This is a genomic window from Paraburkholderia sp. J76, assembly GCF_905220295.1.
Taxonomy (GTDB): domain Bacteria; phylum Pseudomonadota; class Gammaproteobacteria; order Burkholderiales; family Burkholderiaceae; genus Paraburkholderia.
The window spans coordinates 214,983-240,057 of sequence record NZ_CAJMZJ010000008.1 but is presented as its reverse complement, the minus strand read 5'-3'; the positions used below and the strand labels follow the sequence as shown (position 1 = coordinate 240,057).

General features: G+C 65.1%; 25 protein-coding genes. 8 read left to right on the top strand and 17 right to left on the bottom strand.

The window, feature by feature from the left end:
• The 12 genes from cheY to flhD all read right to left on the bottom strand — a co-directional run bounded on the left by cheY (position 1) and on the right by flhD (position 12,256).
• Positions 1 to 396, bottom strand: a complete 396-nt coding sequence (cheY, locus tag U5768_RS17620; RefSeq protein ID WP_028203354.1) for a chemotaxis response regulator CheY — start codon at positions 394 to 396, stop codon at positions 1 to 3.
• 130 nt (positions 397 to 526) lie between these two features.
• Positions 527 to 1,633 carry a chemotaxis response regulator protein-glutamate methylesterase gene (locus U5768_RS17615; RefSeq protein WP_322031776.1) on the bottom strand — a complete coding sequence of 369 codons (1,107 nt, stop codon included), beginning with the start codon at positions 1,631 to 1,633 and terminating at the stop codon, positions 527 to 529.
• Positions 1,634 to 1,638: 5 nt separating this feature from the next.
• Positions 1,639 to 2,439 (bottom strand): chemoreceptor glutamine deamidase CheD, encoded by an 801-nt coding sequence (cheD, locus tag U5768_RS17610; RefSeq protein WP_322031673.1) that lies wholly within the window; start codon positions 2,437 to 2,439, stop codon positions 1,639 to 1,641.
• Positions 2,436 to 3,377, bottom strand: coding sequence for a CheR family methyltransferase (locus U5768_RS17605; RefSeq protein WP_322031672.1), 942 nt, complete (start codon positions 3,375 to 3,377; stop codon positions 2,436 to 2,438). The genes cheD and U5768_RS17605 overlap by 4 nt, the downstream gene beginning before the upstream one ends.
• Before the next feature lie 228 nt (positions 3,378 to 3,605).
• Positions 3,606 to 5,495, bottom strand: a complete 1,890-nt coding sequence (locus U5768_RS17600) for a methyl-accepting chemotaxis protein (RefSeq protein ID WP_322031671.1) — start codon at positions 5,493 to 5,495, stop codon at positions 3,606 to 3,608.
• Positions 5,496 to 5,645: 150 nt separating this feature from the next.
• Positions 5,646 to 6,182, bottom strand: a complete 537-nt coding sequence (gene cheW / locus U5768_RS17595; RefSeq protein ID WP_322031670.1) for a chemotaxis protein CheW — start codon at positions 6,180 to 6,182, stop codon at positions 5,646 to 5,648.
• A 59-nt stretch (positions 6,183 to 6,241) separates the two neighbouring features.
• Positions 6,242 to 8,548, bottom strand: coding sequence for a chemotaxis protein CheA (gene cheA / locus U5768_RS17590; protein WP_322031669.1), 2,307 nt, complete (start codon positions 8,546 to 8,548; stop codon positions 6,242 to 6,244).
• 65 nt (positions 8,549 to 8,613) lie between these two features.
• A complete protein-coding gene (locus U5768_RS17585; protein ID WP_322031668.1) occupies positions 8,614 to 8,988 on the bottom strand; it encodes a response regulator in 375 nt (124 codons plus the stop codon).
• A 13-nt stretch (positions 8,989 to 9,001) separates the two neighbouring features.
• Positions 9,002 to 10,075, bottom strand: coding sequence for a flagellar motor protein MotB (gene motB / locus U5768_RS17580; RefSeq protein ID WP_322031667.1), 1,074 nt, complete (start codon positions 10,073 to 10,075; stop codon positions 9,002 to 9,004).
• Positions 10,076 to 10,084: 9 nt separating this feature from the next.
• Positions 10,085 to 10,945 (bottom strand): flagellar motor stator protein MotA, encoded by an 861-nt coding sequence (gene motA / locus U5768_RS17575; RefSeq protein ID WP_322031666.1) that lies wholly within the window; start codon positions 10,943 to 10,945, stop codon positions 10,085 to 10,087.
• Between the two features lie 343 nt (positions 10,946 to 11,288).
• Positions 11,289 to 11,831 (bottom strand): flagellar transcriptional regulator FlhC, encoded by a 543-nt coding sequence (flhC, locus tag U5768_RS17570; protein WP_322031665.1) that lies wholly within the window; start codon positions 11,829 to 11,831, stop codon positions 11,289 to 11,291.
• A gap of 107 nt (positions 11,832 to 11,938) precedes the next feature.
• Positions 11,939 to 12,256: a flagellar transcriptional regulator FlhD gene (flhD, locus tag U5768_RS17565; protein ID WP_028203344.1), complete on the bottom strand. Its 318-nt coding sequence runs from the start codon at positions 12,254 to 12,256 to the stop codon at positions 11,939 to 11,941.
• A gap of 595 nt (positions 12,257 to 12,851) precedes the next feature.
• Here flhD and U5768_RS17560 point away from each other — a divergent pair.
• Entirely contained in the window at positions 12,852 to 13,916 is a 1,065-nt protein-coding gene (locus tag U5768_RS17560) for a glycosyltransferase family 4 protein (RefSeq protein ID WP_322031664.1), read from the top strand.
• Positions 13,917 to 14,132: 216 nt separating this feature from the next.
• Here U5768_RS17560 and U5768_RS17555 read toward each other — a convergent pair whose 3' ends face one another.
• On the bottom strand, positions 14,133 to 14,429 hold the full coding sequence (locus U5768_RS17555) for an H-NS histone family protein (RefSeq protein WP_322031663.1): 297 nt from the start codon (positions 14,427 to 14,429) through the stop codon (positions 14,133 to 14,135).
• A gap of 286 nt (positions 14,430 to 14,715) precedes the next feature.
• Here U5768_RS17555 and aqpZ point away from each other — a divergent pair, with 286 nt between their 5' ends.
• Together aqpZ and U5768_RS17545 are read left to right on the top strand one after the other, a co-directional pair.
• Positions 14,716 to 15,462: an aquaporin Z gene (aqpZ, locus tag U5768_RS17550; protein ID WP_322031662.1), complete on the top strand. Its 747-nt coding sequence runs from the start codon at positions 14,716 to 14,718 to the stop codon at positions 15,460 to 15,462.
• A gap of 212 nt (positions 15,463 to 15,674) precedes the next feature.
• Complete coding sequence (locus U5768_RS17545; RefSeq protein ID WP_322031661.1) at positions 15,675 to 16,397, top strand: histidine phosphatase family protein; 723 nt, start codon at positions 15,675 to 15,677, stop codon at positions 16,395 to 16,397.
• A 36-nt stretch (positions 16,398 to 16,433) separates the two neighbouring features.
• On the opposite strand, the gene U5768_RS17540 is transcribed toward U5768_RS17545, so the two are convergent.
• Positions 16,434 to 17,255, bottom strand: a complete 822-nt coding sequence (locus U5768_RS17540; RefSeq protein ID WP_322031660.1) for a Cof-type HAD-IIB family hydrolase — start codon at positions 17,253 to 17,255, stop codon at positions 16,434 to 16,436.
• A 93-nt stretch (positions 17,256 to 17,348) separates the two neighbouring features.
• The gene (locus U5768_RS17535) at positions 17,349 to 18,245 is read right to left on the bottom strand and encodes a BadF/BadG/BcrA/BcrD ATPase family protein (protein ID WP_322031659.1); all 897 of its coding nucleotides are present in this window, start codon (positions 18,243 to 18,245) and stop codon (positions 17,349 to 17,351) included.
• 186 nt (positions 18,246 to 18,431) lie between these two features.
• On the opposite strand from U5768_RS17535, the gene U5768_RS17530 reads away from it, so the two are divergent.
• Together U5768_RS17530 and U5768_RS17525 are read left to right on the top strand one after the other, a co-directional pair.
• Positions 18,432 to 19,028 (top strand): DNA-3-methyladenine glycosylase I, encoded by a 597-nt coding sequence (locus U5768_RS17530; RefSeq protein ID WP_322031658.1) that lies wholly within the window; start codon positions 18,432 to 18,434, stop codon positions 19,026 to 19,028.
• Between the two features lie 314 nt (positions 19,029 to 19,342).
• A complete protein-coding gene (locus U5768_RS17525) occupies positions 19,343 to 19,801 on the top strand; it encodes a hypothetical protein (RefSeq protein WP_322031657.1) in 459 nt (152 codons plus the stop codon).
• A gap of 106 nt (positions 19,802 to 19,907) precedes the next feature.
• Here the strand turns inward: U5768_RS17525 and rpsU are convergent, their stop codons facing one another.
• Together rpsU and U5768_RS17515 are read right to left on the bottom strand one after the other, a co-directional pair.
• Positions 19,908 to 20,120, bottom strand: coding sequence for a 30S ribosomal protein S21 (gene rpsU, locus U5768_RS17520; RefSeq protein WP_004198205.1), 213 nt, complete (start codon positions 20,118 to 20,120; stop codon positions 19,908 to 19,910).
• Between the two features lie 395 nt (positions 20,121 to 20,515).
• Entirely contained in the window at positions 20,516 to 21,457 is a 942-nt protein-coding gene (locus U5768_RS17515; RefSeq protein ID WP_322031656.1) for an aldo/keto reductase, read from the bottom strand.
• 334 nt (positions 21,458 to 21,791) lie between these two features.
• On the opposite strand from U5768_RS17515, the gene U5768_RS17510 reads away from it, so the two are divergent.
• The 3 genes from U5768_RS17510 (at position 21,792) to fliT (ending at position 25,022) form a co-directional block, all read left to right on the top strand.
• The gene (locus tag U5768_RS17510) at positions 21,792 to 22,961 is read left to right on the top strand and encodes a flagellin (RefSeq protein WP_322031655.1); all 1,170 of its coding nucleotides are present in this window, start codon (positions 21,792 to 21,794) and stop codon (positions 22,959 to 22,961) included.
• A gap of 154 nt (positions 22,962 to 23,115) precedes the next feature.
• Positions 23,116 to 24,699, top strand: a complete 1,584-nt coding sequence (fliD, locus tag U5768_RS17505; protein ID WP_322031654.1) for a flagellar filament capping protein FliD — start codon at positions 23,116 to 23,118, stop codon at positions 24,697 to 24,699.
• A 23-nt stretch (positions 24,700 to 24,722) separates the two neighbouring features.
• Positions 24,723 to 25,022: a flagellar protein FliT gene (fliT, locus tag U5768_RS17500; protein ID WP_322031653.1), complete on the top strand. Its 300-nt coding sequence runs from the start codon at positions 24,723 to 24,725 to the stop codon at positions 25,020 to 25,022.
• Positions 25,023 to 25,075 lie beyond the last annotated feature (53 nt).

Here is a 25,075-nt window from a genome sequence, read left to right as displayed (position 1 = left end):
TCAGCTCCCCGTCTTGGCCATCTTCTCGAGAATCTTGTTGAGCTTCTCGTCGAGCGTGGCGGCCGTGAACGGCTTCACCACATAGCCGCTCGCGCCGGCCTGCGCCGCCGCGATGATGTTTTCCTTCTTCGACTCCGCCGTCACCATCAGCACCGGCAGATGCGTGAGGTTCGCGTCGGCGCGGATCTCCTTGAGCATGGCGAGACCGTCGAGGTTCGGCATGTTCCAGTCGGAGATCACGAACTCGTAGTTGCCGCCGCGCAGGCGTGCGAGGCCCGCTGCGCCATCTTCGGCTTCGTCGACGTTCGAGTAGCCCAGTTCCTTGAGCAGGTTGCGGACAATCCGGCGCATCGTCGGAAAATCGTCCACCACCAGAATCTTCATTCCCTTATCCATCACGTTTCATTCCTCCAGGCGAAAACCCGGGCAATTATCCAGAGAAGCCCACTGCCTATCCAGATAAATTAATCGCGAGCGATCGTGCAAGCGTTTGCGGCCAACGCGATCTCTCGATATTGGTTGTTCATTAGACACGCTGGACCCGGTCGCCCATCGAGGCGAGGCGGGTCATCACGCGCCGGCTCATGTCGGCAAGCGGGGCGATTTCGTCGGCGCCGCCCATGGCGATGGCTTCGCGCGGCATGCCGAACACGATGCAGCTCGCCTCGTCCTGCGCAAGCGTGTACGCCCCGGCCTGACGCATTTCGAGCAGCCCGGCCGCACCGTCGCGGCCCATGCCCGTGAGAATCACGCCGATGGCGTTCTTGCCCGCGTGCAGCGCGGCCGAGCGGAACAACACGTCGACCGACGGACGGTGCCGGTTGACCGGCGGGTCGTCGGACAGATGCGCGATGTAGTTCGCCCCGCTGCGCGCGAGCAGGAGATGCGCGTGGCCCGGCGCGATATAGGCGTGGCCGGGCAGCACGCGTTCGCCGTGCTCCGCTTCCTTGACGGTGATGCGGCACAGCCCGTTCAGGCGCTGTGCGAACGACTTCGTGAACCCCGGCGGCATGTGCTGCGCGATCAGCACCGCGGGCGCGTCGGGCGGCAGCGGCTGCAGCACTTCGCGGATCGCCTCGGTGCCGCCCGTCGACGCGCCGACGATCACGAGCTTTTCGGTCGACACGAGCCGGTTGTTGATCATCGGCGCCAGGCTCGCTGCCTGCGCGGCGGCTTGAGCATGCGCCGCGCCGCCCGCTGCGGGCGCCGGGCTCGCATGGTGAGCGCGCACGCGGGCGCGCGCGGCGGCGCGCACCTTGTCGGCGAGCTTTTCCGAGTATTCGAGCATGCCGTCGCGAATGCCGACCTTCGGCTTGGTCACGAAATCGACCGCGCCGAGTTCCAGCGCGCGCAGCGTGATTTCGTTGCCGCGCTCGGTCAACGACGACACCATCACGACCGGCATGGGTCGCAGACGCATCAACTTCTCGAGGAAGTCGAGGCCGTCCATGCGCGGCATTTCCACGTCGAGCGTGAGCACGTCGGGGTTGTGCTGCTTGATCAGCTCGCGCGCGACGAGCGGATCCGGCGCGGTGGCGACGACCGTCATGTCGGGCTGACCGTTGATGATTTCCGTCATCAAACTGCGGATCAGCGCCGAATCGTCGACGCAGAGAACCTTGATTTTTTGCACAGCGTTCACGCCTCCTCTACTGTCCTGGCGTTGTCTTGACCGGATGCGCGCAGCGCGGACGGCACGCTCGAGCCGAACAGCTCGATGCGAGGGCGCGCGCTCTGCGGCTGGGATTGGGAAATCTGGGACGCCGCCGCCGCATTCGCCGCATTCGCCGCGCGCCCGGCGCTGCCGACGCCGAACAGCTCGACGCGCGAGCGCGCCCGCGCGAGCCGTTCGGCGCGCGCCTCCGCGGTTTGCGCCGCAAGCTGCTGTTCGCGCTCGGCCACGCTCGTGTCCTGCGAAAGGCGCAGCTTCTTCACCATCACCTGGCCGGTGCGCGGCAAAAACGCCACCTTGCGCGGATGCGAGCCTTGCAGGTCCTCGGCCACGATGCGGATGTTCTCGGTCGCGAGATAGCGGCGCACGAACACGGCGTTGCGATCGCCGATGTTCATCGTCGTCATGCCCGCGAGCACCGCCGCGCCGCCGAACACCTTGGCCTCGAAGCGCTCGCGCCGGCCGCCCGCCTTGATCAGCTCGTTGATGAGCACTTCCATCGCGTACGCGCCGTAGCGCATCGCGTCGGAGGCGCCGGTGAGCGCGTGGGCGGAATCGGCGCCGTCGTCGGGCAGCATGAAATGGTTCATGCCGCCTATGCCGGCGGTGCGGTCCTGAATGCACGCCGCCACGCACGAGCCGAGCACGGTGACGAGCACCATGTCCTCGCCCGTCGTGTAGAACTCGTTGGGCAGGAGCTTCACGCCGGGGCGCTGGAAATGCGTGTCGAAATAGCGATTCGTCGCGATCGGGAGGCGGGCGCTCATGCGGGCACTCCGAGCGCGTCGCTCGCGCGGCGCGGGGCGGCATTGGCCTGAGCCTGACTGCCGCGCGTGAGTTCGTACACCGTCTGGCCGCGCAGACGGAACGCCTGCGTGACGTACGTGAAGTTCTCCGAGTGGCCCGCGAACAGCAGGCCGTCCGGCTTCATGAGCGGCTCGAAACGCGTGAGGACCTGCGCCTGGGTCGGCTTGTCGAAATAGATCATCACGTTGCGGCAAAAGATCGCGTCGAACGTCGTGCGCAGGCCGTAGTCCGCGTCGGTGAGATTGAGCTGCTCGAACTTGATCATCGCGCGCAGCTCGGGGCGCACCTTCACGAGCCCCGAGTGCGAGCCCGTGCCCTTGAAGAAGAAACGCTTGAGGCGCTCGGGCGACAGATGCTTCACCTGGTCGTACGAGTAGACACCCGCGTCGGCCTTGGCGAGCACCTGGGTGTCGAGGTCGGTGGCGAGCACGCGCGCCTCGCGCGCGGCGCGTTCGCCCAGCGCTTCGACGAGCGTCATCGCGATCGAGTAAGGCTCTTCGCCCGTCGATGCCGCCGAACACCACACGGAAACCGGCTGGGAACTCCTGCGCTTCACGAAATCCGCGAGGATCGGGAAATGATGCGCCTCGCGGAAAAACGCCGTGAGGTTGGTGGTGAGCGCGTTCGTGAACGCTTCCCACTCGTTCGCGTCGTTGCGCGCTTCGAGCTGGTCGAGGTACTCGCGAAAACTGTCGATGCCGAGCGTGCGCAAGCGCCGCGCGAGGCGGCTGTATGCCATGTCGCGCTTGTGATCCGAGAGCGAGATGCCCGCGCGGCGGTGAATGAGCGCACGAATGCGCTCGAAATCCGCCGAGGTGAAATCGAAATCGCGGTTGCTCTCGACGCCCGGGCCGCCCGGCTCCCCGGCGTCGTGGCGTGAATTTCGCAGCGCTTTCATGCTGATGCTCCTTCGCATTGCGCGCCGCCCACTGCCTGGGATTTCGCGGCGCAGGACTGCTGCGCGCCGCGCCTGCCCGGTTGCAATGCGTGCGGCGCATGGGCGGCCCGCGCAACGCGCGTGGACCCTGGGGTCCGGCGCGGCAGGTCTTGCCGTTGTGTAGCGCTCATGTGCATTGCAGTTGCTCGTCGTGTTCAGTGCTTCACTACTTTTGCGTGCCGCGTTCGATCAGAACGTTTCCCAGTCCGAATCGTCCGAAGCGGATGCCGCCGTACTCGCGTGGGCCTCGGCGCGCGCGGGCGCGGCGGCCTTTGCCGCCGGTCTTGCCGCTGCCTTTGCTGCCGGGCTTGTTACCGCATTTGCCGCCGCATTTGTCACCGCATTTGTTACCGCATTTGTCACCGAATGCGCGGCGGGCTTCGCTGCTGCTTTCGTTGCCTGCGCGATGGTTTCCGCGGATGCGGACGGCGCCGCAGCCGCTACGCCCTTCGCCCCCGCCGACATCGACGAGGGCGCCGTGCGTTTCGCGGCGGCCGGCGCCTGCGGCGCCACGCGTGCCGCCGCGCCGCCCGTCGTCCACGTGCCGAGCACGCTTTGCAACTGGCGTGTCTGCTCTTCGAGCGAGGCCGCCGCGGCGGCCGCCTGTTCCACCAGCGCGGCGTTCTGCTGCGTGACGGTATCCATCTGCGTGACGGCGCGGTTGACCTGCTCGATGCCGCCCGACTGTTCCTCGGACGCCGCGCTGATCTCACCCATGATGTCGGTCACGCGGCGCACGGCCTGAAGAATTTCTTCCATCGTCGTGCCCGCGCGGCCCACCAGTTGCGAGCCGCTTTGCACCTTCTCGGCCGAGTCGTTGATGAGTTCCTTGATTTCCTTCGCCGCGCTCGCGCTGCGCTGCGCGAGGCTGCGCACTTCGCCCGCGACCACCGCGAAGCCGCGCCCCTGCTCGCCCGCGCGCGCCGCTTCCACGGCCGCGTTGAGCGCGAGAATGTTGGTCTGGAACGCAATGCCCTCGATCACGCTGATGATGTCCACGACCTTGGCCGAACTCACCGCGATGCCCTGCATCGTGTTCACGACCTCGCCCACCACCTCGCCGCCGCGCGTCGCGATGTCGGAGGCGTTCACGGCAAGCTGGCTCGCCTGGCGCGCGTTCTCGGCGTTCTGGCGCACGGTGCCGGTGAGCTGCTCCATGCTCGACGCCGTTTCCTGCAGCGAAGCGGCCTGCTGCTCGGTGCGCTGCGAGAGATCGGTGTTGCCCATGGCGATCTCGCGCGCGCCCACGTCGATCGAGCTTGCGCCGGTGTGCACCGCCCTCACGAGCGTGACGAGGCTTTCCTGCATGCGCTTGATGCCGCCGAAGAGACGCCCGATCTCGTTGTTGCTGTAGACCGTGACCGGCTGCGACAGATCGCCGTGCGCGATGCGCTCGAAGCACGCCACGGCGTCCTCGAGCGGCTGCACGATGAGGCCGCGCATGGCGAAGCGGATCGCCACCACGAGCACGAGCGCCAGCGCGATCACCACGCCAATGGCGATGCGCATCACGGCGATCTTGTCGTTCGCGGCGACCTCGCGAGCCTGGGCGCTGTCTTCCAGTGCCTGCGCGAGCGGCCCCGCGACGTTGTCGTAGTCGACGAACATCGGGCTGATCTTCGTGTCGGCGACGGCGTGATAGGCCGCTTGATCGTTTGCGCGCAGGGCCGCGAACTCGGGCTGCACGCCGTCTTGCATAAGCGTGGCGCGTTTGGCCGCGAGCGCGTCGAGCGCGGCGGCGTCGAGACCGCTCCTGGGCGCGCTCTGGAAGGCCTGCCAGGCGTCGTTGGATTTGCCGAGCAGTTCCTGGGCGCGATCGATCGCCTTGTTCGCCTCGTCGGCCTGGCCCGCCGCCGCGAGCGCGCTCGCGCGGTCGATCGCGACGCGCGTACGCAGCAGATACGACGACGCGTCGTTGAGCGAATGCATCGCCACCAGATCGCCTCGCACGATCTCGGTGAACGCGTCGCCCGCACGCCCGAGCGCGACGAGCCCGAGTGCGCCGACCAGCACGGTCAGCGCAACCAGAATGACCCCGACGCCCGTGAGCGTCGTGCGGATCGACCATCTTTGCAGCATCTCGTTTGCTCCTGTCCTGTGCGAATCGGGGCGGCCTCGGCTCATGCGGGCGCGCGCGAAAGCGAAGGCGGCTTGCCGCTCTTTCGCGGCGGCTTTTCCGCTCTCTCTCGCGCTGGCCTTGCGGCCTCCCCGTTTGTACCTCTCGGCGCGTTAAACCAACGCCTCGATCAGAGCCATTTCCCGGCTCGTCATCAGCTTTTCGATATCCATCAGGATCAGCATGCGGCCTTCCACGGTGCCGAGACCCGTGAGGTACTCGGTCGTGAGCGTCGCGCCGAATTCCGGCGCGGGCATGATCTGCTCCATCTGCAGCGTAAGCACGTCCGAGACGCCGTCCACCACCATGCCGACCACGCGATGCGCGACGTTCAGGATGATGACGACCGTCTGGTGGTCGTACTCGACGCGGCCCAGATGAAACTTGATGCGCATGTCGACGATCGGCACGATGATGCCGCGCAGGTTGATCACGCCCTTGATGAAATCGGGCGCGTTCGCAATGCGCGTCACGCTGTCGTAGCCGCGGATTTCCTGCACCTTCAGGATGTCGATGCCGTACTCTTCCGCGCCGAGCGTGAAGACGAGGAATTCCTGACCGCCTGCGTCGGCCTGCAGCGCGTCGCGGCGTTGCGCGCCGGCAAGAGCGCCGTGCGCGCCGCTGCCTTGAATCGATTGGACTTCTGCCACGTTAGCCCCTGAACGGTTGGGAGATGATGGGTTGACTGCGTCCGGACTTCATTTACGTCTCACGCGAATTCGGCGAACGCACCCGAATTAGCGCTGGCGCTCACGCCGTGCGTGGCGCGCGTTTCGCGATTGAGCGCGGCCACGTCGACGATCAGCGCTACGCTGCCGTCGCCGAGAATGGTCGCGGCCGAAATGCCGTGCACCTTGCGGTAGTTCGTTTCGAGGTTCTTCACCACGACCTGCTGCTGGCCCACCAGCTCATCGATCAGCATGGCGAAGCGGCGGCCTTCGGTTTCCATGATCGTGACGATGCCCTGCGTCGGGTCCGTGCGCGCGCCTTCCACGTTGAACGCCTTGTGGAGCGCGACGAGCGGCAAGTATTCGCCGCGCACGCGCACCACACGGTCGCCGTTGGTGACGGTGTAGATGTCTTCGTGGCGGGGCTGCAGCGACTCCATCACGAAGTTCAGCGGCAGAATGAAAATCTCTTCGCCGACCTTCACCGACATGCCGTCGAGAATCGCCAGCGTGAGCGGCAGCACGATGCGCGTGGTGCTGCCCTTGCCCGCGTGCGAAGTGATCTCCACGTGGCCGCCCATCGCCTGGATGTTGCGCTTGACCACGTCCATGCCCACGCCGCGGCCCGACACGTCGGTCACTTGCTCGGCCGTCGAAAAGCCCGGCAGGAAGATGAGGTTCCAGACTTCGTCGTCGGACATGGTGTCGCTCACCTGCATGCCCTGCTTGATCGCCTTGGCGAGAATCTTGTCGCGGCGCAGGCCCGCGCCGTCGTCGCTCACCTCGATCACGATGTTGCCGCCGTGGTGCGCGGCGGAGAGCACGAGCTGGCCCGTTGCGTCCTTGCCCGCGGCGCGGCGCGCTTCCACGGTTTCGATGCCGTGGTCGAGCGAGTTGCGCACGAGGTGGGTGAGCGGGTCGATGATGCGCTCGATCAGGCTCTTGTCGAGTTCGGTCGCCTGACCGAAGGTGACAAGCTCGACTTCCTTTCCGAGCTTCGCCGCGAGATCGCGCACGAGACGCGGAAAGCGGCTGAAAACGTAATCCATCGGCATCATGCGGATCGACATCACCGCTTCCTGCAGGTCGCGCGCGTTGCGCTCGAGCTGCGCCATGCCGTTGTAGAGGCGGTCGTGCAGCGCCGGGTCGAACGTGCTGGTCGTTTCCGCCAGCATGGCCTGCGTGATGACGAGTTCGCCCACGAGGTTGATCAACTGATCGACCTTTTCGACGCCCACGCGAATCGAGCTGCCTTCGGCCGAATTGGCGGCCGCAGCCGGACGGGCCTTGCGCTCGCCTTCTGCCTGCGCGGGCGACGCGACGCCCGGCGTAGCGACGCCCGGCGCAGCGACGCCCGGCGCGCTCACGAGAGGGCGCGGCGCTTCGAGTTCCGCATGCGGTGCGCTCGCCGGGGCCGCGACTACGCCAGGCGCGCTCGCGACGGGCGCCGCCGGTGCTGCGGGCGCAGCGGGGGCCGGTGCAGTTGCAGCGGATGCCGCCGCCGGTTGCGCATCGCCTTGCGGCGCTGCGCCCCGGCCAATCGAAATCTGCTTCTCGTCGATCACGAAGCAGCACACCGCGATGATGTCGTCGGACGTCACATCGGTTTCGAGCCACAGCGTGAGGTCGTCGCCGGTCTTCACCTGGCCGAGAATGCGGCCGAGGTTGCCGAGTTCTTCGACGAGCAGTTCCTGATCCTTCGCATCGACGGCGCGCAGCGTCACGCGCAGATGCGGGCCTTCCGCGGGCGCATCGGCGCCGGGCGCGGGCGTCGAGCCCGCTGCATCGATCGCTTCGCTCACGACGTGCTCGGGCGCGCCCGAACCGCTGGCCGCCAGCGCGCTGTGCATTTCGAAAGCCGCTTCGAGATCTTCTTCCGAATCGCCGGCGCTTGCCTGCGGGGCCGGCGCGGGCGCCGGCGCCGGTGCTGGTGCCGGCTCGGTCGCAGGTACGCCGCGGCTTTCCGCGTAAAGGCGCTCGAGCTTCGTGCGCACGGCGGCAGCCGCTTGCGCGTCGGGTTCGGCGCTCGCGCGGTAGGCGCCGAGCTGGTCGGAGAGCACGTCCTTCGTTTCGAGGAACGTGTCGATCATGTCCTTGCGCAGCACGAGTTCGTTGTTGCGAGCGCGGTCGAGCAGCGATTCGAGAATGTGGGTCGTCTCGGTCAAGGCCGTGAAGCCGAACGTCGCCGCGCCACCCTTGATGGAGTGCGCCGCGCGGAAGATCGCCGCCAGATCCTCGGGATCCGGGCGACCGACGTTCAGGTTCAGGAGAAGCTGCTCCATCTGTGCGAGCAGTTCGTCCGCCTCGTCGAAAAACGTCTGGTAGAACTGAGTGATGTCGAGAGTCATTGCTCTTTCACCGCGTTAATTGCCTGGGAGTGCCTGGGATGCCGGGTCGGTCGCCGCGCGGCACCTCAAGGGTGGGCCTCGCCGAGCGCGCTCGCCAGATCGACGAGCAGCTCGGGGTCCACCGGTTTTTCGATCCAGCCGGTCGCGCCTGCGTCGCGTACGGCTGCCTTGAAGCCTTCGTCCGATTCCGTGGTCAGCACGAGGATGGGCGTTTCGAGGTACGAAGGATTCGCCCTCAACTGCTTGATCAGGTCGAGTCCGCCCATGCGCGGCATGTAAAGGTCGGTGAGCACGAGATCGAAGCGCTGGGCGAGCGCATGCTCGAGCCCCTCCTCGCCGTCGCTCGCCACCGTCACTTCGTAGCCTGCTGAGCCGAGCGCCGCACGCAGGATCTCCCGCATGGACACCGAATCGTCGATTGCCAGAATGTTCCTGATCATCCGTTCCTCGTTGTCATTGCGCTGCCGGCGCGACGCTCATCGCCGGGGCCACCGCGGGGGCAACCGCTGTCGCCATCTTCGGCGCGATCGCCACCGGCGCGGGCGCGGCCCTGACCGGCACGGCGTCCGGCGTGAGCGCGGGCAGGCTCTTGCCCGAACCCGCTGCGTCGTCGGAGAGCGTGGTGGTGGTCGAGTCGTCGTGCATGAGCGCGTCTTCGGACTTCTTGTTCAATACGATGATGCTGATGCGGCGGTTCTCCGGGTCGAGCGGATCGGCCTTGTTCAGGTTCTGCGTGGAAGCGAGACCGAGCACGCGCAACACCTTCGATTCGTCCATGCCGCCCGCGATCAGCTCGCGGCGCGATGCATTCGCGCGGTCGGCGGAAAGCTCCCAGTTGCTATAGCCCTTTTCGCCGCCGGCGTAGGGCACGGCGTCGGTGTGGCCCTGCACGACGATGCGGTTGGGCACGTCGTTGAGCGTCTTGCCGATCGCCTGCAGGATGTCGCGCATGTACGGCTCGACCACATCGCGCGCGGTGGCGAACATCGGGCGCTTCTGCGAATCGACGATTTCGATGCGCAGGCCCTGCAGCGTGGAATCGATGCGGATCTGCTGCTTGAACTGGCGCAGCACCGGGTTCGCCTCGATCGCCGCCATCAGCTTCACCTGCAGGTCGTGCAGGCGCACCTGCTCCTTGCGTTCGAGCGAGCCTTCGAGCTGCTTCGTGGCGTCGTCGTCGTTGTGCTTCGACTGGTTGCGCTCCGAGCGCTCGGTCGCGCCGTCGCTGCGCCGCGTGATGCCCTGATCCTGCGAGGAAATATCGCGGCCGCCGCCCTTCAGGATGCTGGAGTCTTCGGCGCTGCGGTCGCCGCCCCAGAGCGTGATCTTCAGCGGCTGGTTGAAGTAGTCGGCAATGCCGCGCAACTGCACCGTCGAAGCCGACGACAGCAGCCACATCAGCAGGAAGAACGCCATCATCGCGGTCATGAAGTCCGCGTAGGCGAGCTTCCACGCGCCGCCATGATGGCCGGCCTTCTTCGGCGCGGCGCGCTTGACGACGATCGCGCGGTCCTTGTTGTTGCTCATGGCCGGTCCTTACTTCGCCTTCACGCGGCGCACGTGCTCTTCGAGTTCCGTGAACGACGGACGCTCGGTCGAGAACAGCACCTTGCGGCCGAACTCCACGGCAATGGCCGGCGCGTAGCCGTTCAGGCTCGCGAGAATCGTCACCTTGATGCACTGGAACATCTTGGTCGACTCGGTCACGCGCTGCTCCGCGAGGCTCGAAAGCGGGCCGATCAGGCCGTACGAAAGCAGAATGCCGAGGAAGGTGCCCACCAGCGCCTGGGCGATCATCTCGCCGAGAACCGCGGGCGGCTTGTCGGCGGAAGCCATGGTGTGCACGACGCCCATCACCGCCGCGACGATACCGAACGCCGGCATTGCGTCGCCCACCTTGGCGAGCGCATGCGCGGGGGCCTCGCCTTCGGCGTGGTGCGTTTCGATTTCCTCGTCCATGAGGCTTTCGATCTCGAAGGCGTTCATGTTGCCGCCCACCATGAGACGCAGGTAGTCGGTAAGGAATTCGACGATGTGATGGTCGGCGAGGATCTTCGGATACTGCGTGAAGATCGGGCTCTTGTGCGGATCGTCGATATCCGCTTCGAGCGTGAGCGTGCCTTCCTTTCGCGCCTTCGCGAGCAGGACATAGAGCAGCGCGAGCAGCTCCATGTACACGTCCTTGTTGTATTTGGCGCCCTTGAACAGCGTGGGAAGCACGCGCAAGGTGGCCTTGATGGTCTTGATGCCGTTGCCGAGGATGAACGCGCCGACGCCAGCACCGCCGATCATGAGCAGCTCCATCGGCTGCATGAGGGCGCCCAGATGGCCACCCTCGAGCGCATAGCCCCCGAAGACGCAAAAGATCGTCAAGAGTGTTCCAACGATAATCAGCACAGCCGGGTCCTCACTAGAAATGCGCCGCGAACCGCCGTCGGCCCGCGCCCTTAGCTGGGTTTACGGCAACGGCGCGAAAAACTTTGGGTTTGAATGGGCGCGGATCGCAAGCCGGCCGGGCATTTGCCGCCCGCCTTGCCTGGGCAGCGCGGGGGAATGTGGGGCCGGTTCGCAAAGCCGTGCGGGAAAGGGTTATCGTTTGCGTCCGAGGCTGGCGGTGAGCGTTGGCGGCGGTGCCGTCGATCGGAGCCGGACAGCGCCTGCACCGGGACGGGCCGGGTTTATCCGGGGTCCCGGCGGTGCGCCCGCCGCATCGAACGGGATTTGCCCGCGTCGATCTGCCTCAGGCTGCGATCCGCGCTGCGAGCGCGCTGCGCCGCGTGCGCCCCGCCCGCGAAGGCGGCTGGCACAGCCCGCAGACGAAGCCGCGCTGCGGGTCGTGCGCATGGGCCACGTAGCGGCCGCCGCAGCGGCTGCATGGCGTCATCTGCAGCAGGCCCGAGGTGAAGTAGCGCACGAGCGTCCAGGCGCGCGTGAGGCTCAGCGCGGGCGTTTCGTCGTGCAGCCGAAGGTGCTCCAGATAGAGCCGGTAGCTCTTCACGATGGCGTGGATCGGCTCGCAGCGCCCGTGACGGTTCATGAACACGAACGTGTTGTAGAACAGCGAGGAGTGGACGTTGGGCTGCCACGTCATGAACCAGTCGGTCGAAAACGGCAGCATGCCCTTGGGCGGCGACTCGCCCTTCACTTCCTTGTAAAGACGGATAAGCCGGTCGCGCGAGAGCGAGGTCTCGGCTTCGAGCAACTGCAGGCGCGCGCCCAGTTCGATCAGCTCGATTGCGAGCGCGATCTCCTTTACCTCCTGAACCACACTCTTTGTCGCCATAGACACCCGTTGGAAGCCGCAATGGAATGCGCGTGGCCCCTGCCGCGGCTCGCGCCGGGCCAGAGTGCAATGCGCGGCCGCGTAGCGCGGCGCGGGAGCGAAGCGGTTCAGCCGATCTGCTCGACGTCCTGGCCCGCCATGATGATGGCCGAGTGGGTCAGCGCGGTTTTGCCCTTGTCGGCAAGCGCGCTCAGGATGGCGTGGTCGTCGAACCGGAAGCGGCAAAGCAACTGGTTCGACGCGGCAAGCCGCACGGTCTGCGCGAAAGAGAGATTGGCGAGCACCTCGGCGGACTGCTCGGAGATGCCCATGCGGAACATGCCCGTCGGCTTGTCCTCACGCAAAAGACGTTGCGCGAGCAACAGGTACGACAGGTTCACTTCCTTTATCTCATTGAGCATGTCGCTATGCGTCGTCGCGCTCATGGATTCCCCCGAATCAAATCGCGGCGGCTGGTCAGACCGCCCGCGGAAAACGTTTGCTCGCCCGGACGCAACTCGCGTGCATCCAAACGGCTGTTTATGGTCGTGGGTGCATTGTGGCTGGGGCGCGAACAAATGGAAATCGGACGGATGCCGCGACGCGTTGCGAGAAAAACTTTCGCTAACGTGTAGGAATTTTTCTGACAAGGAGGGAAAAGCAGCGGCGGGACGCGGCGCGCGTCATGTCATGCGCATAAGCCGCGTAATTGTCTGCTGATTATAGGCTTTTTCATCAATGCGTCACGGCCCCATGGTATCTGGCCCTCGCCCGGACGGCATCGGAAAATCGTCGTGTCCCTCGCCGGGCGGCTCGGGTACGTTGCTTGCGGGTTGCGCGCGCAAGCGAGGTCACGCTTTGCAATGGGCTCTTACACCCGCTGTATCCCGCTGTAACAACATTAAGCGTTTGCAAATCCGCGTGTGTCGGCGGCCGAAACGGCCATAATCGGACTCAGGGATAACCCGATACCGCAGTACCGCCGTAGTGCCACATCACTGAGTTCATTGCACACGCGGCTTTTTGCCAGGAGATCGAATAATGCGAATCGCACAAATTGCGCCACTCTACGAAGCCGTTCCGCCCAAGCTTTATGGCGGCACCGAGCGCGTCGTGTCCTATCTGACCGAAGCGCTCGTCGAGCTCGGCCACGACGTGACGCTGTTCGCCAGCGGCGATTCGGTCACCTCGGCAAACCTCGAAGCTGCGTGGCCGCGCGCGCTACGCCTCGACCCGACGATCCGCGACGCGCTCGCCCCGCACATGGTGCTGCTCGAACGCGTGCGCCGCGTCGCACATGAGTTCGACGTGCTGCACTTTCACCTCGACTACCTGCCGTTCCCGCTTTTCACGTCCATGGACACGCCGTTCGTCACGACGCTCCACGGCCGCCTCGACCTGCCGGAACTGCAACCCGTGTTCGAGCAATTCTCCAACGCGCCCGTGATCTCGATTTCGGACTCGCAGCGCCAGCCGTTGCCGCAGGCCGCGTGGCAGAACACGATCTATCACGGACTGCCGAAGAACCTGCTCACGCCGCAAACCGACCGCAAGCCCGAGTACCTCGCGTTCCTCGGCCGTATCTGCCCGGAAAAGCGCGTGGACACGGCGATCAAGATCGCCGCGCTCTCCGGCCTGCCGCTGAAGATCGCCGCCAAGGTGGACAAGGTCGATCAGGACTATTTCAAGACCGAGATCGAGCCGCTGCTGTCGCAAGCTCACGTGGAATTCATCGGCGAGATCAACGAAGAGCAGAAGCCCGCGTTCCTTTCCGGCGCCAAAGCGCTCCTGTTCCCGATCGACTGGTCTGAGCCGTTCGGCCTCGTGATGATCGAGGCCATGGCGTGCGGCACGCCGGTCATCGCCTTCAATCGCGGTTCGGTGCCCGAGGTGATCGAACCCAGCGTGACGGGCCATGTGGTCGAGGACGTGCAAGGGGCCGTGGCCGCGCTTCAGAATATCGATTCGCTGTCGCGCGAGGCGATTCGCAACCAGTTCGAACAACGGTTCACGTCGCACATCATGGCCGGCAATTATGTCGACACATATACGGCGCTGATCGAAGCGGCACAACGTCCGGTGCTGCGACGTGTCGCCGCTGGATGAGAGGCGTCTGATTTTCGGGATAAATCCAGACAAAAGGGCGATGTGAATCGTTTGCGAGTCGCCGAATAGCGTCATTACATCTCGATTACGATGCCGCATAAAAAAGAGCCGCATGTTTCATGCGGCTCTTTTATTGCATTTGTCGTGGCGGCGAGACGACGGCGTGGGCCGTTCGCCCGGCCGCATGCACGGACAATCAAGCACATTCAAGCGCAATCAGGCAATCAGGTAGCGTTCGCGGTTCTTGCCCGCGATCCACTTGGGCGGCTTGCCGCGCCCGCTCCAGGTCGCGCCGGACTTGGGGTCCTGGTAGCGCGCGGGGAGCGGCGCCTTTTTCGGCGGACGCCCGCGGCGCGCGGCCTCGGCAAAGCCCAGATCCTGGGCGGAAAGGCCGTATTCGTTGATCTTTTCCCTGATCGCGGCGATGACTTCCGCGATTTCCGTGCGTCGCGCCTCTTCGGCCTGAGCCTGGAGTTTTGCGATCTGCGCCTTGAGTTCTGAATATTGCGACATTTCCATTCCCCCTTCATTGCTCGTGAAACCGACTCGACCGGAGATTAGACGCAAATAACGGAATTCGCAATCGCTATTAATACTGCTTTATCACGCCATTTCCCAATTTAACGATTGGTCGCTTCTGCGCGCAATTGCGCAGACGCCAATCGAAATAATTCGGCCAATTACGTCAAAATTGACAATCCTTGACAGCATCGAAAAGGGCGACTGCCTAGAATCTGGCATTTCCTGGCGCCGGCATTTTACGCGGCTCCTTCAATTCGACTTTTCGAGGTGTCACGCAATGCACTTATCCAAGCGACTCATTGCCGAACTGATCGGCACTTTCTGGCTGGTCCTGGGCGGCTGCGGCAGCGCCGTGCTCGCGGCCAACTTCGCCGGCCCGGTTCACGGACTCGGCATCGGCTTCGTGGGCGTGTCTCTCGCGTTCGGCCTGACGGTGCTCACCATGGCCTACGCCATCGGCCATATTTCGGGCTGCCATCTGAACCCCGCCGTGAGCGTGGGCCTGACCGTCGCGGGCCGCTTCCCGGCGCGCGACCTCGTGCCGTACATCGCCGCACAGGTGGTGGGCGCGGTGATCGGCGCGTTCGTGCTGTCGCTCATCGCCACGGGCAAACCGGGCTTCGACCTCGTCGGCAGCGGCTTCGCGACCAACGGTTACGGCGAGCACTCGCCGGGCCACTACGCCATGGGCGCCGCGTTCGTGTGCGAAGCCGTCATGACCGCGTTCTTCCTGTTCGTCATCCTCGGCGCGACCGACAAGCGCGCGCCGGCTGGCTTCGCGCCGATCGCCATCGGCCTGTGCCTCACGCTCATTCACCTGATTTCGATTCCCGTCACCAATACCTCGGTGAATCCGGCCCGCTCGACCGGCCCTGCGCTCTTCGTGGGCGGCGAGGCGATCTCGCAACTGTGGCTGTTCTGGGTCGCGCCGATCGTCGGCGCCGTGATCGCGGGCATCGTGTATCCGGCAGTGGCGGGGCGGCGCGAGGCGGTAGCGGCGGTGTCCGTGCGCGAGACGGCTTGACGGCCTGACGCGTTCCCGCATGTCTGCGCGGCTCGAGCCACGCTGAATCGCACGACCTTTTTCGTGCATCATCAAACGGGCGCTTCGGCGCCCGTTTGTCTTTGCCGGCCCGGGCGTCACGAGTGCGCGGCGGACCCTGCCGCGATGGCCACGCTGCTAGAATCGGGCGACTTTCCGCCTGTCTTGCCACACGGAGCACCACGACGCCCAGTATGAAGCGCTCACGCCTTTGGCCAATCCGGTTCGCCCCGACACTCGCCGCTGGGCTGAGCGCGCTGGTGTGCGCGTGCGCCCCGCTGCCGCAGGCCAGCGGGTCCACCGCCAGCGAATCCGCCGCCAGCGCTCACGTCGCCGGGGCAACGCAAACGAACGCGAGCGACGTCGAAACACTCGTCTTCGTGAGGCATGGCGAAAAGCCGCCAGAGGGATTCGGCCAGCTCAGTTGCAAAGGGCTGAACCGCGCGCTTGCGCTGCCGGCGGTAATCGCAGCGAAATACGGCAAGCCCGATGCCATTTACGCGCCGGACCCCGGCGAGCAAAAGGAAGACAACGGCCATCTTTGGTATTACGTGCGCCCGCTCGCGACGATCGAACCCACCGCGATCCAGTTCGGCATGCCGATCCAGACGCCGTATGGCTATTCGAAGATCGACGCGCTGCAAACCACGCTCGTCGATCCAAGGTGGCGCGGCCGCACCGTGCTCGTTGCATGGGAACATCGGGAAATCGAGACGCTCGTGCGCCGCGTGGTCGCCGCGCACGGCGGCAGCGCGAGCGATGTGCCGCGCTGGGAAAGCGCGGACTTCGACAGCATTTATGTGGTGCGTATCGACTGGAGCGCCGGCGCGGCGCACGCGCGTTTTTCGCACGAGCGCGAAGGGCTGGACGGGCGCCCGGACGAATGCCCGTGCGCGCAACTGCCCGCCGGGCAATAACCGTCGGAATGAAATCGCGACAGCGGCGAGCGTGGACTACGACGCGAGTTCGTCGTCGAGTGCGAACAGCTTGCGCAGATGGTGCGCGACACCGGCCTCGAAGTTGTTGCCGATGCGCGGCACCGAAGGCAGCCGCTTGATGAGATCGGGATTGGCGTTGTTCATCATGAACGGATGACCCGCCGTTTCGAGCAGATCGATATCGTTCATGTTGTCGCCGAACGCCACGCAACCCGAGGCGTCCACGCCGAGCCGCTCGAGCACGACGCGCAGCGCGCGCCCCTTCGAAACGCCGGCCACCATCACTTCGAGACAATCGGGCAGCGAGTAGGTGACGTAAAGCGCGTCGCCGAACTCGCGCGCGAGATTCTGCGCGACGTGCGCGAGATCGGCGGGGTCGCCAATATAAAGCGCCTTGGCAATGCCCGCGCCGGCATGGTCGCGCAGATTCGCCACGCGATACTCGAAGCCCGAGTCCTGGTGATACGCGAGCAGTTCGGGCGCGTGGCGGTCGATGAGCCAGGCGTCGTCGGTATAGATGCTCACGATCACGCGGCCGTGCTCGCCCACGGTATTGGCCGCAACGAGGCGCTCGACCATGGCGGCGGTCAGATTGCTCGCGTGGATGAGCGTGTCGTCGGGCGCATGCACGCGTGCGCCGTTCGCGGTGATGAGATACGGCCGGATGCCGAGCACGTTGCGAATGCCGGCTACGTCGCAATAATGGCGGCCGGTCGCGATCACGAACGGCAGCCCCTGTGCATCGAGGGCGCCCAACGTGGCAACCGTGAACGGATCGACCTGATGGTCGCTATTGAGCAGCGTTCCGTCGAGATCGGTTGCAATGACCTTGTACATGGTGATCAGACAGCTAGCGGGAAACGCTGAATCGTAGCATCTGTGGCACGGCTATGCCCTTGACCTACGTTTGCGGCGCCCGCCATTCATCGCTCAGTTGCCCGCGGCCGCAAGCGCCAGCCTTTGGGCTTCCCGCCGCGCGAGCCGCAGCGCGCCGGTCGTGGAATCGGCGAGCGGCGCGCGCAGGCGGTCGCGCACCGCTTCCGGCACCCATTCGCGCAGCGGCTGCCCAAGCCCGCCCGAGAGCGCCGCGGGCAGGCTGCCCGAAGGATCGAGCGCCGTGATGAGCTTCGCGATCTCCATACCGGCTTCGGCGAGCAGCCTGGCAACGAACGGATGTTCGCGATGCGCGAGGACAACCGGCGCGAGGCTGGCGTAGGCCGTCTGGTTGGCCGCGCACAGCCACACGATAAGGCTGTCGCGATCGGTCGCTTGCGCGTGGGCGAGGAGGGCACGCGCAAAGTCGTCCATGGGTGCGCGCGCGTCGAGCGCCTGCTGCGCCCACACGATTGCGCGCAGGCCGAACCAGGCGCCGCTCGCTTCGTCGCCAGAGGGAAAACCGAAGCCGCCCGCAATGCGACACTGCCCGTTCTCGTCGAGCACCGCCGCGATGCTGCCCGTGCCAAGCGCGACCACCACGCCCGGCTCGCCGCCGTGCGCGCCCAGCAGCGTCGTATAAGCGTCGCTTTCCACCGCGAGGCCGGCCACGGGCGGCGCGGTAGCGCGAAACGGCGCCAGCCAGTCGGGGTTGTTCACGCCTGCCAGCCCGCAGCCGAGCACGCATTGCGACCAGTCAAACGCCACGCCGGCCTGCGCGAACGCAGCGCGGCAACCTTCCTCGATCGATTGCCAGGCGCGTTCGATACCGAGTCCGAGCCCCGACGGCCCCGCGGCCGCCCGCGCAAGTTCGACGCCGTTCGTGTCGCCGAGCGCGATGCGCGTGCCGGTGCCCCCACCGTCAACGCCGATCAACCAGGTGTATTTCTGCATGATGTCCGCCGCGCCTCGCGCGTCTCTGTGTCCGTGTATCCGGTCGAAAGCCAAAAGATTTGTCGTGCCGCAGAGACTAACGGCTTCCCTGCGTTCGCACAATCGGCCATCCGGCCAGGGTGGCGGCGCAACCCCGATCCGCTATGCTTGCGTGGCCAGAATGACGTCTCGCAAGGAGAACTTACCGTGACACACCGCTGCAACTGGGTATCGGCCAACGCGTCGCCGCAGTACGTGCAATACCACGACGAGGAGTGGGGCGTGCCGTCGCGGGACGACCAGCATCTGTTCGAAATGATCGTGCTCGAAGGCGCGCAGGCGGGACTCTCGTGGTCCACGATACTCAACAAGCGCGAAGGCTATCGCCGCGCTTTCGCCAACTTCGACATCGCGAAGGTTGCGCGTTTTACGCCCGGGCATGTCGAAACGCTCATGCAGGATGCCTCCATCGTGCGCAACCGGGCCAAGATCGAAGCGGCCATCGCCAACGCCCGCGCCGTGCAGCAAATCCAGGCCGAACACGGCTCGCTCGCGCAGTTCGTCTGGTCGTTCGTGAACAACACGCCCATCCAGAACGACCTGGCGTCGTATCGCGACGCGCCGGCGTCCACCGAGGTCTCGGACGCGCTCAGCAAGGCGCTCAAAAAATACGGCTGCAAATTCGTTGGCACAACGATCTGTTACGCGTTCATGCAGGCTGTCGGCATGGTCAACGACCATGAGCGCGACTGCATGCGCCGCGACGCTTGCGCAACGCTCGGGAAAAAGAAGCGGCGCGCCTGAGCGCAGCGAAGCGCGGGCGCGCGCACCCTTTCAGCCGCGATCCGGGAAAGTCCCGAGCGGGGTGCGACTCCCCTCGCCAACCGTTGTCCGGCGGGGTTTTGCTGGATATCAACACGGTCGCGCCGAATACCGGCCGCGGCAATTTCTCGTCGCGATGGTGCGCAGGCCCACGGTTTTTCAGCGGCGCGCCGTTATAACGGGAAGTGAATGCAGGCGTGTCAGGGGAACGGGTAGTTGATGCGGCCGGAAGGCCGGCGGCGCCGCATTAGAAGGGAATTAACCTGTGCCCGGCGCTTGGGCGGCAGGGGGCTGAAATGAAAAACGTCCACTTCCTGAGCCATCAGGAAATCTTCGACCGCGCGGTGGCCCATCTCCTGGGCCAGGGGCGCGCGGCACTGCTGCCACGCGGCGGCGGCGCCTACCGGGGCGGTGGCTGTGGCGGCGGCTACGGCAGCGCGCACAGCTACGGCGGGTGTCCGGTTGGCAGTTTCATCCGGCCGCGCGACTATATGAGCGCCATGGAAGGCATTCCCGTGCGCTACCTCGGCCGTGAGGCGACCGACGTGCCGCTCTATATGGACGTGGGCGTAGCCGCGCTGAAAAAAGCGCTATTGCGTGCTCACATCAACATCTACGATCCCGCTACGATCAACCTGCTGAGTTGCCTGCAGAACGTGCACGACGTGTTCGGCGTGTGGGAGTGGCGCGAGCGCCTTTGCTCGATTGCCGCGCAGTTCCGCCTGTCGCCCGAACACATGAAAGACGCCGCCTGAGCGGCCGGCGCGCTTAACGCGAGATCGACGCAAAAACACAAACGGCGGCGCAGCCTCTTGCGAAGCATGCGCCGCCGTCTGGCGGAACATCGAAAAGCGAAAAAGCTTAGTGGAGCTTCTTCGGCAGCATCTGGCTGCGCAGACGCTTGTGCAGGCGCTTGACGGCTGCTGCCTTCTTGCGCTTGCGAACTGCCGTCGGCTTTTCGTAAGCTTGACGCTCACGCAGCTCGGCGATCAGGCCGTTCTTTTCGATTGCGCGGCGGAAGCGGCGAATCGCCACTTCGAACGGCTCGTTTTCCTTCAGAAGAATCGTCGTCATGTATTTCCTAACTCAAATCGCTTAATACGGTTCAAAGGCGTGGGCGTCAAAGCCGCTCACGCGCCGGCCCTCCGGTCGTTCGCCACGGTGGGGCTGAACGAGAGGCAAGGCGGCCACGGAGGCCGGAAAAGAGAAGTAGGGGGTTCACAGCGGAACGCGATCAGGTCGACCTTGCTGCAACACACCTGACCGCCGGTTTGCGGCCGCCAACAGTAACGAACACGGCAACAAAACAGGCAAAGATCTCAATTCACTCTCAATGATATCAGCAAACGATTCGCCTGACCAGGGTTTCTTGATTCTAGTCAGGCACTTGCGCCGCATGCCGCAGCCGCCGCGCAAGTGCCCTCACCGGCCCCTTACTTAGGACACCTGGATTAATGTTATTCCGCCCGTCAGGCGCTCGCGTCGTTGAGCGCCTGGACGTCGGCCGGATCGAGCTTCAGCCGCACGGCCGCCGCGAGGCTCTCCAGTTGATCCAGCGAGGTCGCGCTCGCGATCGGCGCGGTGATGCTCGGGCGCGCGATCAGCCACGCCAGCGCCACCGCCGCGAGCGTGCTGCCGTGCCGCTCGGCCACGTAATCGAGCGCCGCCAGAATCCGGATGCCGCGGTGGTCGAGGTACTTCTCGACGCGCGAGCCGCGCGTGCTCTTTGCAAGATCCTCGCGCGAACGGTATTTGCCGGAAAGAAAGCCGCTCGCCAGGCTGTAATAGGGCACGACCGCCAGCTTTTGCGCCATCGCCACGGGTTCGAGATCGGCCTCGTAATGCGCGCGGTCGTAAAGGTTGTATTCGGGCTGGATGATCTGGTACGCGGGCAGGCCGGACTTCTTCGAGACCGCGAGCGCCTCCTCGACGCGTGCGCCCGTGTAGTTCGACGCCCCGATCACGCGCACCTTGCCCGCCTCGATGAGCCGCTGGTAGGCCCCGAGCGTCTCTTCGAGCGGGACTTTCTGGTCGTCTTCGTGCGAGAAGTACACATCGATGTAATCGGTCTGCAGACGGCGCAGCGAATCTTCCACGGCGGCCGTGATGTTCGCGGCGGAAAGCCCCGGGCGGCGCGCGTCCTTTGCGACCTTCGTTGCGATCACCACGTTGTCGCGCTTGCCGCTCTTCGCGATCCACTTGCCGATGATCGTCTCCGACTCGCCGCCCCGGTTGCCGGGCACCCACGCGGAGTAGACGTCGGCGGTGTCGATGAAGTTCAGGCCGGCGTCGGTGAAGGCGTCGAGGATCGAAAACGAGGTGGCTTCATCCGCGGTCCAGCCGAAAACGTTGCCGCCGAACATGAGGGGGGCGACCTGCAATGGGGAAGTGCCGATCCTGCGTAGTTCCATGGGGCCTCCAGCAAAAAGGGGAACGGGAAACCGTTGAGGATACGCCGCCTCGCCGCGCGTTGCAGCCGGCACGGGCACGCGGCCCGGGAAGCGCCGCCGGCGCCCTCGCGCTAAACCGCGTGCGGCCCCTGCCGTAAACAAGCGGGAAGCACGGAGCGCGGCGCAGCAGGATTTTTATGCACCGCGCAAATGAGGTCCCGATTGTCGGCGCTTCCCCTCAAGTTTTTTTTACCTGCGCCGACAACCTTCACTGAGGCGGCCAGCAATGAACGATTGCTTCCGCCGCGGCCATAGTGGCTTGTAACGGGCTTGCCGCCCGCTTAGGAGAATTTCCATGCTCGGAATCAACAGCAACATCAACTCGCTCGTCGCGCAACAGAACCTGACGGGTTCGGGCAGCGCGCTGTCGCAAGCGATCACGCGCCTGTCGTCGGGTAAGCGCATCAACAGCGCGGCTGACGATGCAGCAGGTCTCGCGATCTCGAACATCATGCAGACCCAGATCAACGGTCTGAATCAGGGCGTGTCGAACTCGAACGATGGCGTTTCGCTGGTTCAAACGGCATCGAGCGGCCTCTCGTCGCTGACGAGCAGCCTGCAGCGTATCCGCCAGTTGGCCACGGAAGCCGCCAACGGCTCGATGACCGACGACGACCGCGCAGCACTGCAACAGGAAGTCGCGCAGCAGGTTTCGGAAATCAACCGTGTTGCTTCGCAAACGACGTACAACGGCATGAACGTGCTGAACGGTACGCTCGGCACGGTGTCGTTCCAGGTCGGCGCAAACGTCGGCCAGACGATCAGCCTGAACCTGTCGCAAAACATGTCGGCGGCATCGATCGGCAGCGGCGTGCCGCAAGCCGGCCAGACGCTCGGCACGTTCAGCAACCTGAGCCTGAATGCTTCGGGCGCCGCAGCCACCGGCTCGTCGGCAACCATCACGTCGATCAACGTCGTCTCCGACGGCAGCGGCGGCTTCACGTTCACCGACCAGAACAACACGGCACTGACGAACACGGCTGTCAGCGCCCTGTTCTCGGCTAGCGGCGCAACGGTCACCGGCAACGCAATCGTGGGTTCGGGCACGGCGCTCTCGCTCACCGACAGCGGCCTCGACACGGCTGTGGGTTCGGCCGGCTCCGCCGCCGCCGACGCAGTGGCAGCTCAAGTCAACTCCTACAACGTGCCGACCGATGTTGCAAACGTCAACATCAGCACGGCAAGCGGCGCAAGCATGGCCATGGAGTCGATCGACAACGCGCTGAACACGCTGAACAACCTGCAGGCAACGCTCGGCGCAGCACAGAACCGCTTCACGGCAATCGGCACGACGCAGCAAGCTCAGTCGACCGACCTCTCGACCGCACAGTCGTCGATCCAGGACGCCGACTTCGCGCAAGAAACGGCCAACCTGAGCAAGGCGCAAGTGCTGCAGCAAGCCGGTATCTCGGTGCTCGCACAAGCGAACTCGCAGCCGCAGCAGATCCTGAAGCTCCTCCAGTAATACGAGCTTCCGTAGCCCCAAGCGTCGCGTCCGGCCGCCATACCCGTGAATGCGACGCAAGCCAATCGGGAGGATCGCCTCCCGATTGGCGTTTTCCAGACTTGAACCGAGTTGAATCGATTCACACTGCAACGCCGACGCACGGAGCCCCTTCATGTCCACCGTATCCAGTTCGACAGCCAGCACGATCGCGAGTAACGTCGCCGCTACCACCGCAGCGAGCAATGCCGCCCTGCAGGAAGCCGCCCAATCGATCGTCAGCGGCTCGACCGGCAATTCGTCGATGGACGTGAACTCGCTCGTCACCGCGCTCGTCAACGCCAAGACCGCCGGCACGGCCGCTACGATCAGCGCCGAGCAGTCGCAGGACAACACGGAAATTTCGGCGTACGGCGCGCTTTCCGCCGCGCTCTCCGCGCTCCAGGCAAGCCTCTCGCCGCTCTCGGACGGCACGACGCTCAACGCATTCAGCACGACGACGAGCGGCACCGGCATCACGGCGACGGCGGGCACCGGCGCGGCAGCGGGGTCCTATTCGCTCGACCTGAAGCAGGTGGCGCAGGCTCAGGTGCTCACCTCGACCGGTTACGGCTCGACCACGCCGCTCGTCGGCACGGGCGGTTCGGCCACCATGACGCTGACCGTCAACGGCGCCAGCACCACGATTTCGCTAGACAACTCCAATAGCACGGTTGCCGGCATTGCGTCGGCGATCAATTCGGCCAGCAACAATCCGGGCGTGACGGCGACGGTCGTCAACGGCGCCGACGGTGCGCACCTCGTGCTGCACTCTACGTCGACCGGCTCGCAAAACGGCATCAGCATCGGGATCACCGATTCGAATTCCGGCGACGCAGTGAACAACCTCGCCGTGACGACCACGCCCGGGACGGCGATCACGAGCGCCAGCGCGACTTCGGCCAACCTCGCCGCCAACCAGTCGACGATCTCCAGCACGGCCAACTGGACGCAATCGACGGCCGCGCAGGACGCCTATTTCACTATCGACGGCACGGGCGCCACCAGCTCGACGAACACCGTCACCACCGCGCTGTCCGGCGTCACGCTGAATCTCACCGCGGCGGCCGTCGATACGTCGAGCACGGGCACCGGCGCGCAAACGCTCACGGTTTCGCAGAACACGAGCGCCGAATCCTCGGCGATCAACAATTTCGTCACGCTGTACAACACGCTCGTGACGACGATGGCCACGCTCACGTCGTTCAGCTCGACCTCGACGTCGCAAGGCGTGCTGCTCGGCGACTCGACGCTGAACATGATCCAGAACCAGCTCGCGACGATCGTGGCGACGGGCGTGAAGAGCGGCAACACGACGACGAGCCTGGCTTCGATCGGCGTCACGCTGAATTCCGACGGCTCGCTCTCGGTCGACAACGACACGCTGAACAACGCACTGCAGAATAATCAATCGACGGTCGCCGCACTGTTCAATTCGACCAACGGCGTGGCCGCCCAGTTGAACAACAACATCACGAGCTATACGTCGAGCACGGGCGTGATCACGACGCGCACCAATTCGATCCAGACCGACCTCACGAACCTCGCGACACAGCAGTCGAATCTCGCCGATTACCAGTCGCAGCTCACCAGCATGTACACCGCGCAGTTCACCGCGCTCAACACGCTGATGGCGACGATGAACAGCAACCAGCAGTACCTCACGCAGCTCTTCGGCGGCACCAACAGCGCGGGCGCGCTGGCCACCAACAAGAGCTAAGGGCATCCGGCAGGAGAGACGACATGGAATTCGCAGCGACCATCGATCGCATCTGGCAGATCACGAAAGATATCGAGCAGGCGGCGGCCACCGGCGAGTGGGAAACGGCGGCCGTGCTTGCCAGCGAACGCTCGCCGCTTCTCATGTCGCTCCCGGCGAAGCAAACCGGTGCCGCGCTCGACGTGCTCAGGCAGATACACGCGATCGACGCGCGGATTGCCACGGCGGCGGCGTCGGCACAGAGCGCGCTCAGCGCCGAGTACCGCTGCGCCATGCAAGCCACGCGCAACGTGAACCAGTATCAGCGCGTGGCGCAGTTCTGAAATACGGCCTTCACAGGGCGTGCAGGAATAACAACCAACTAGTGCGCCCACCC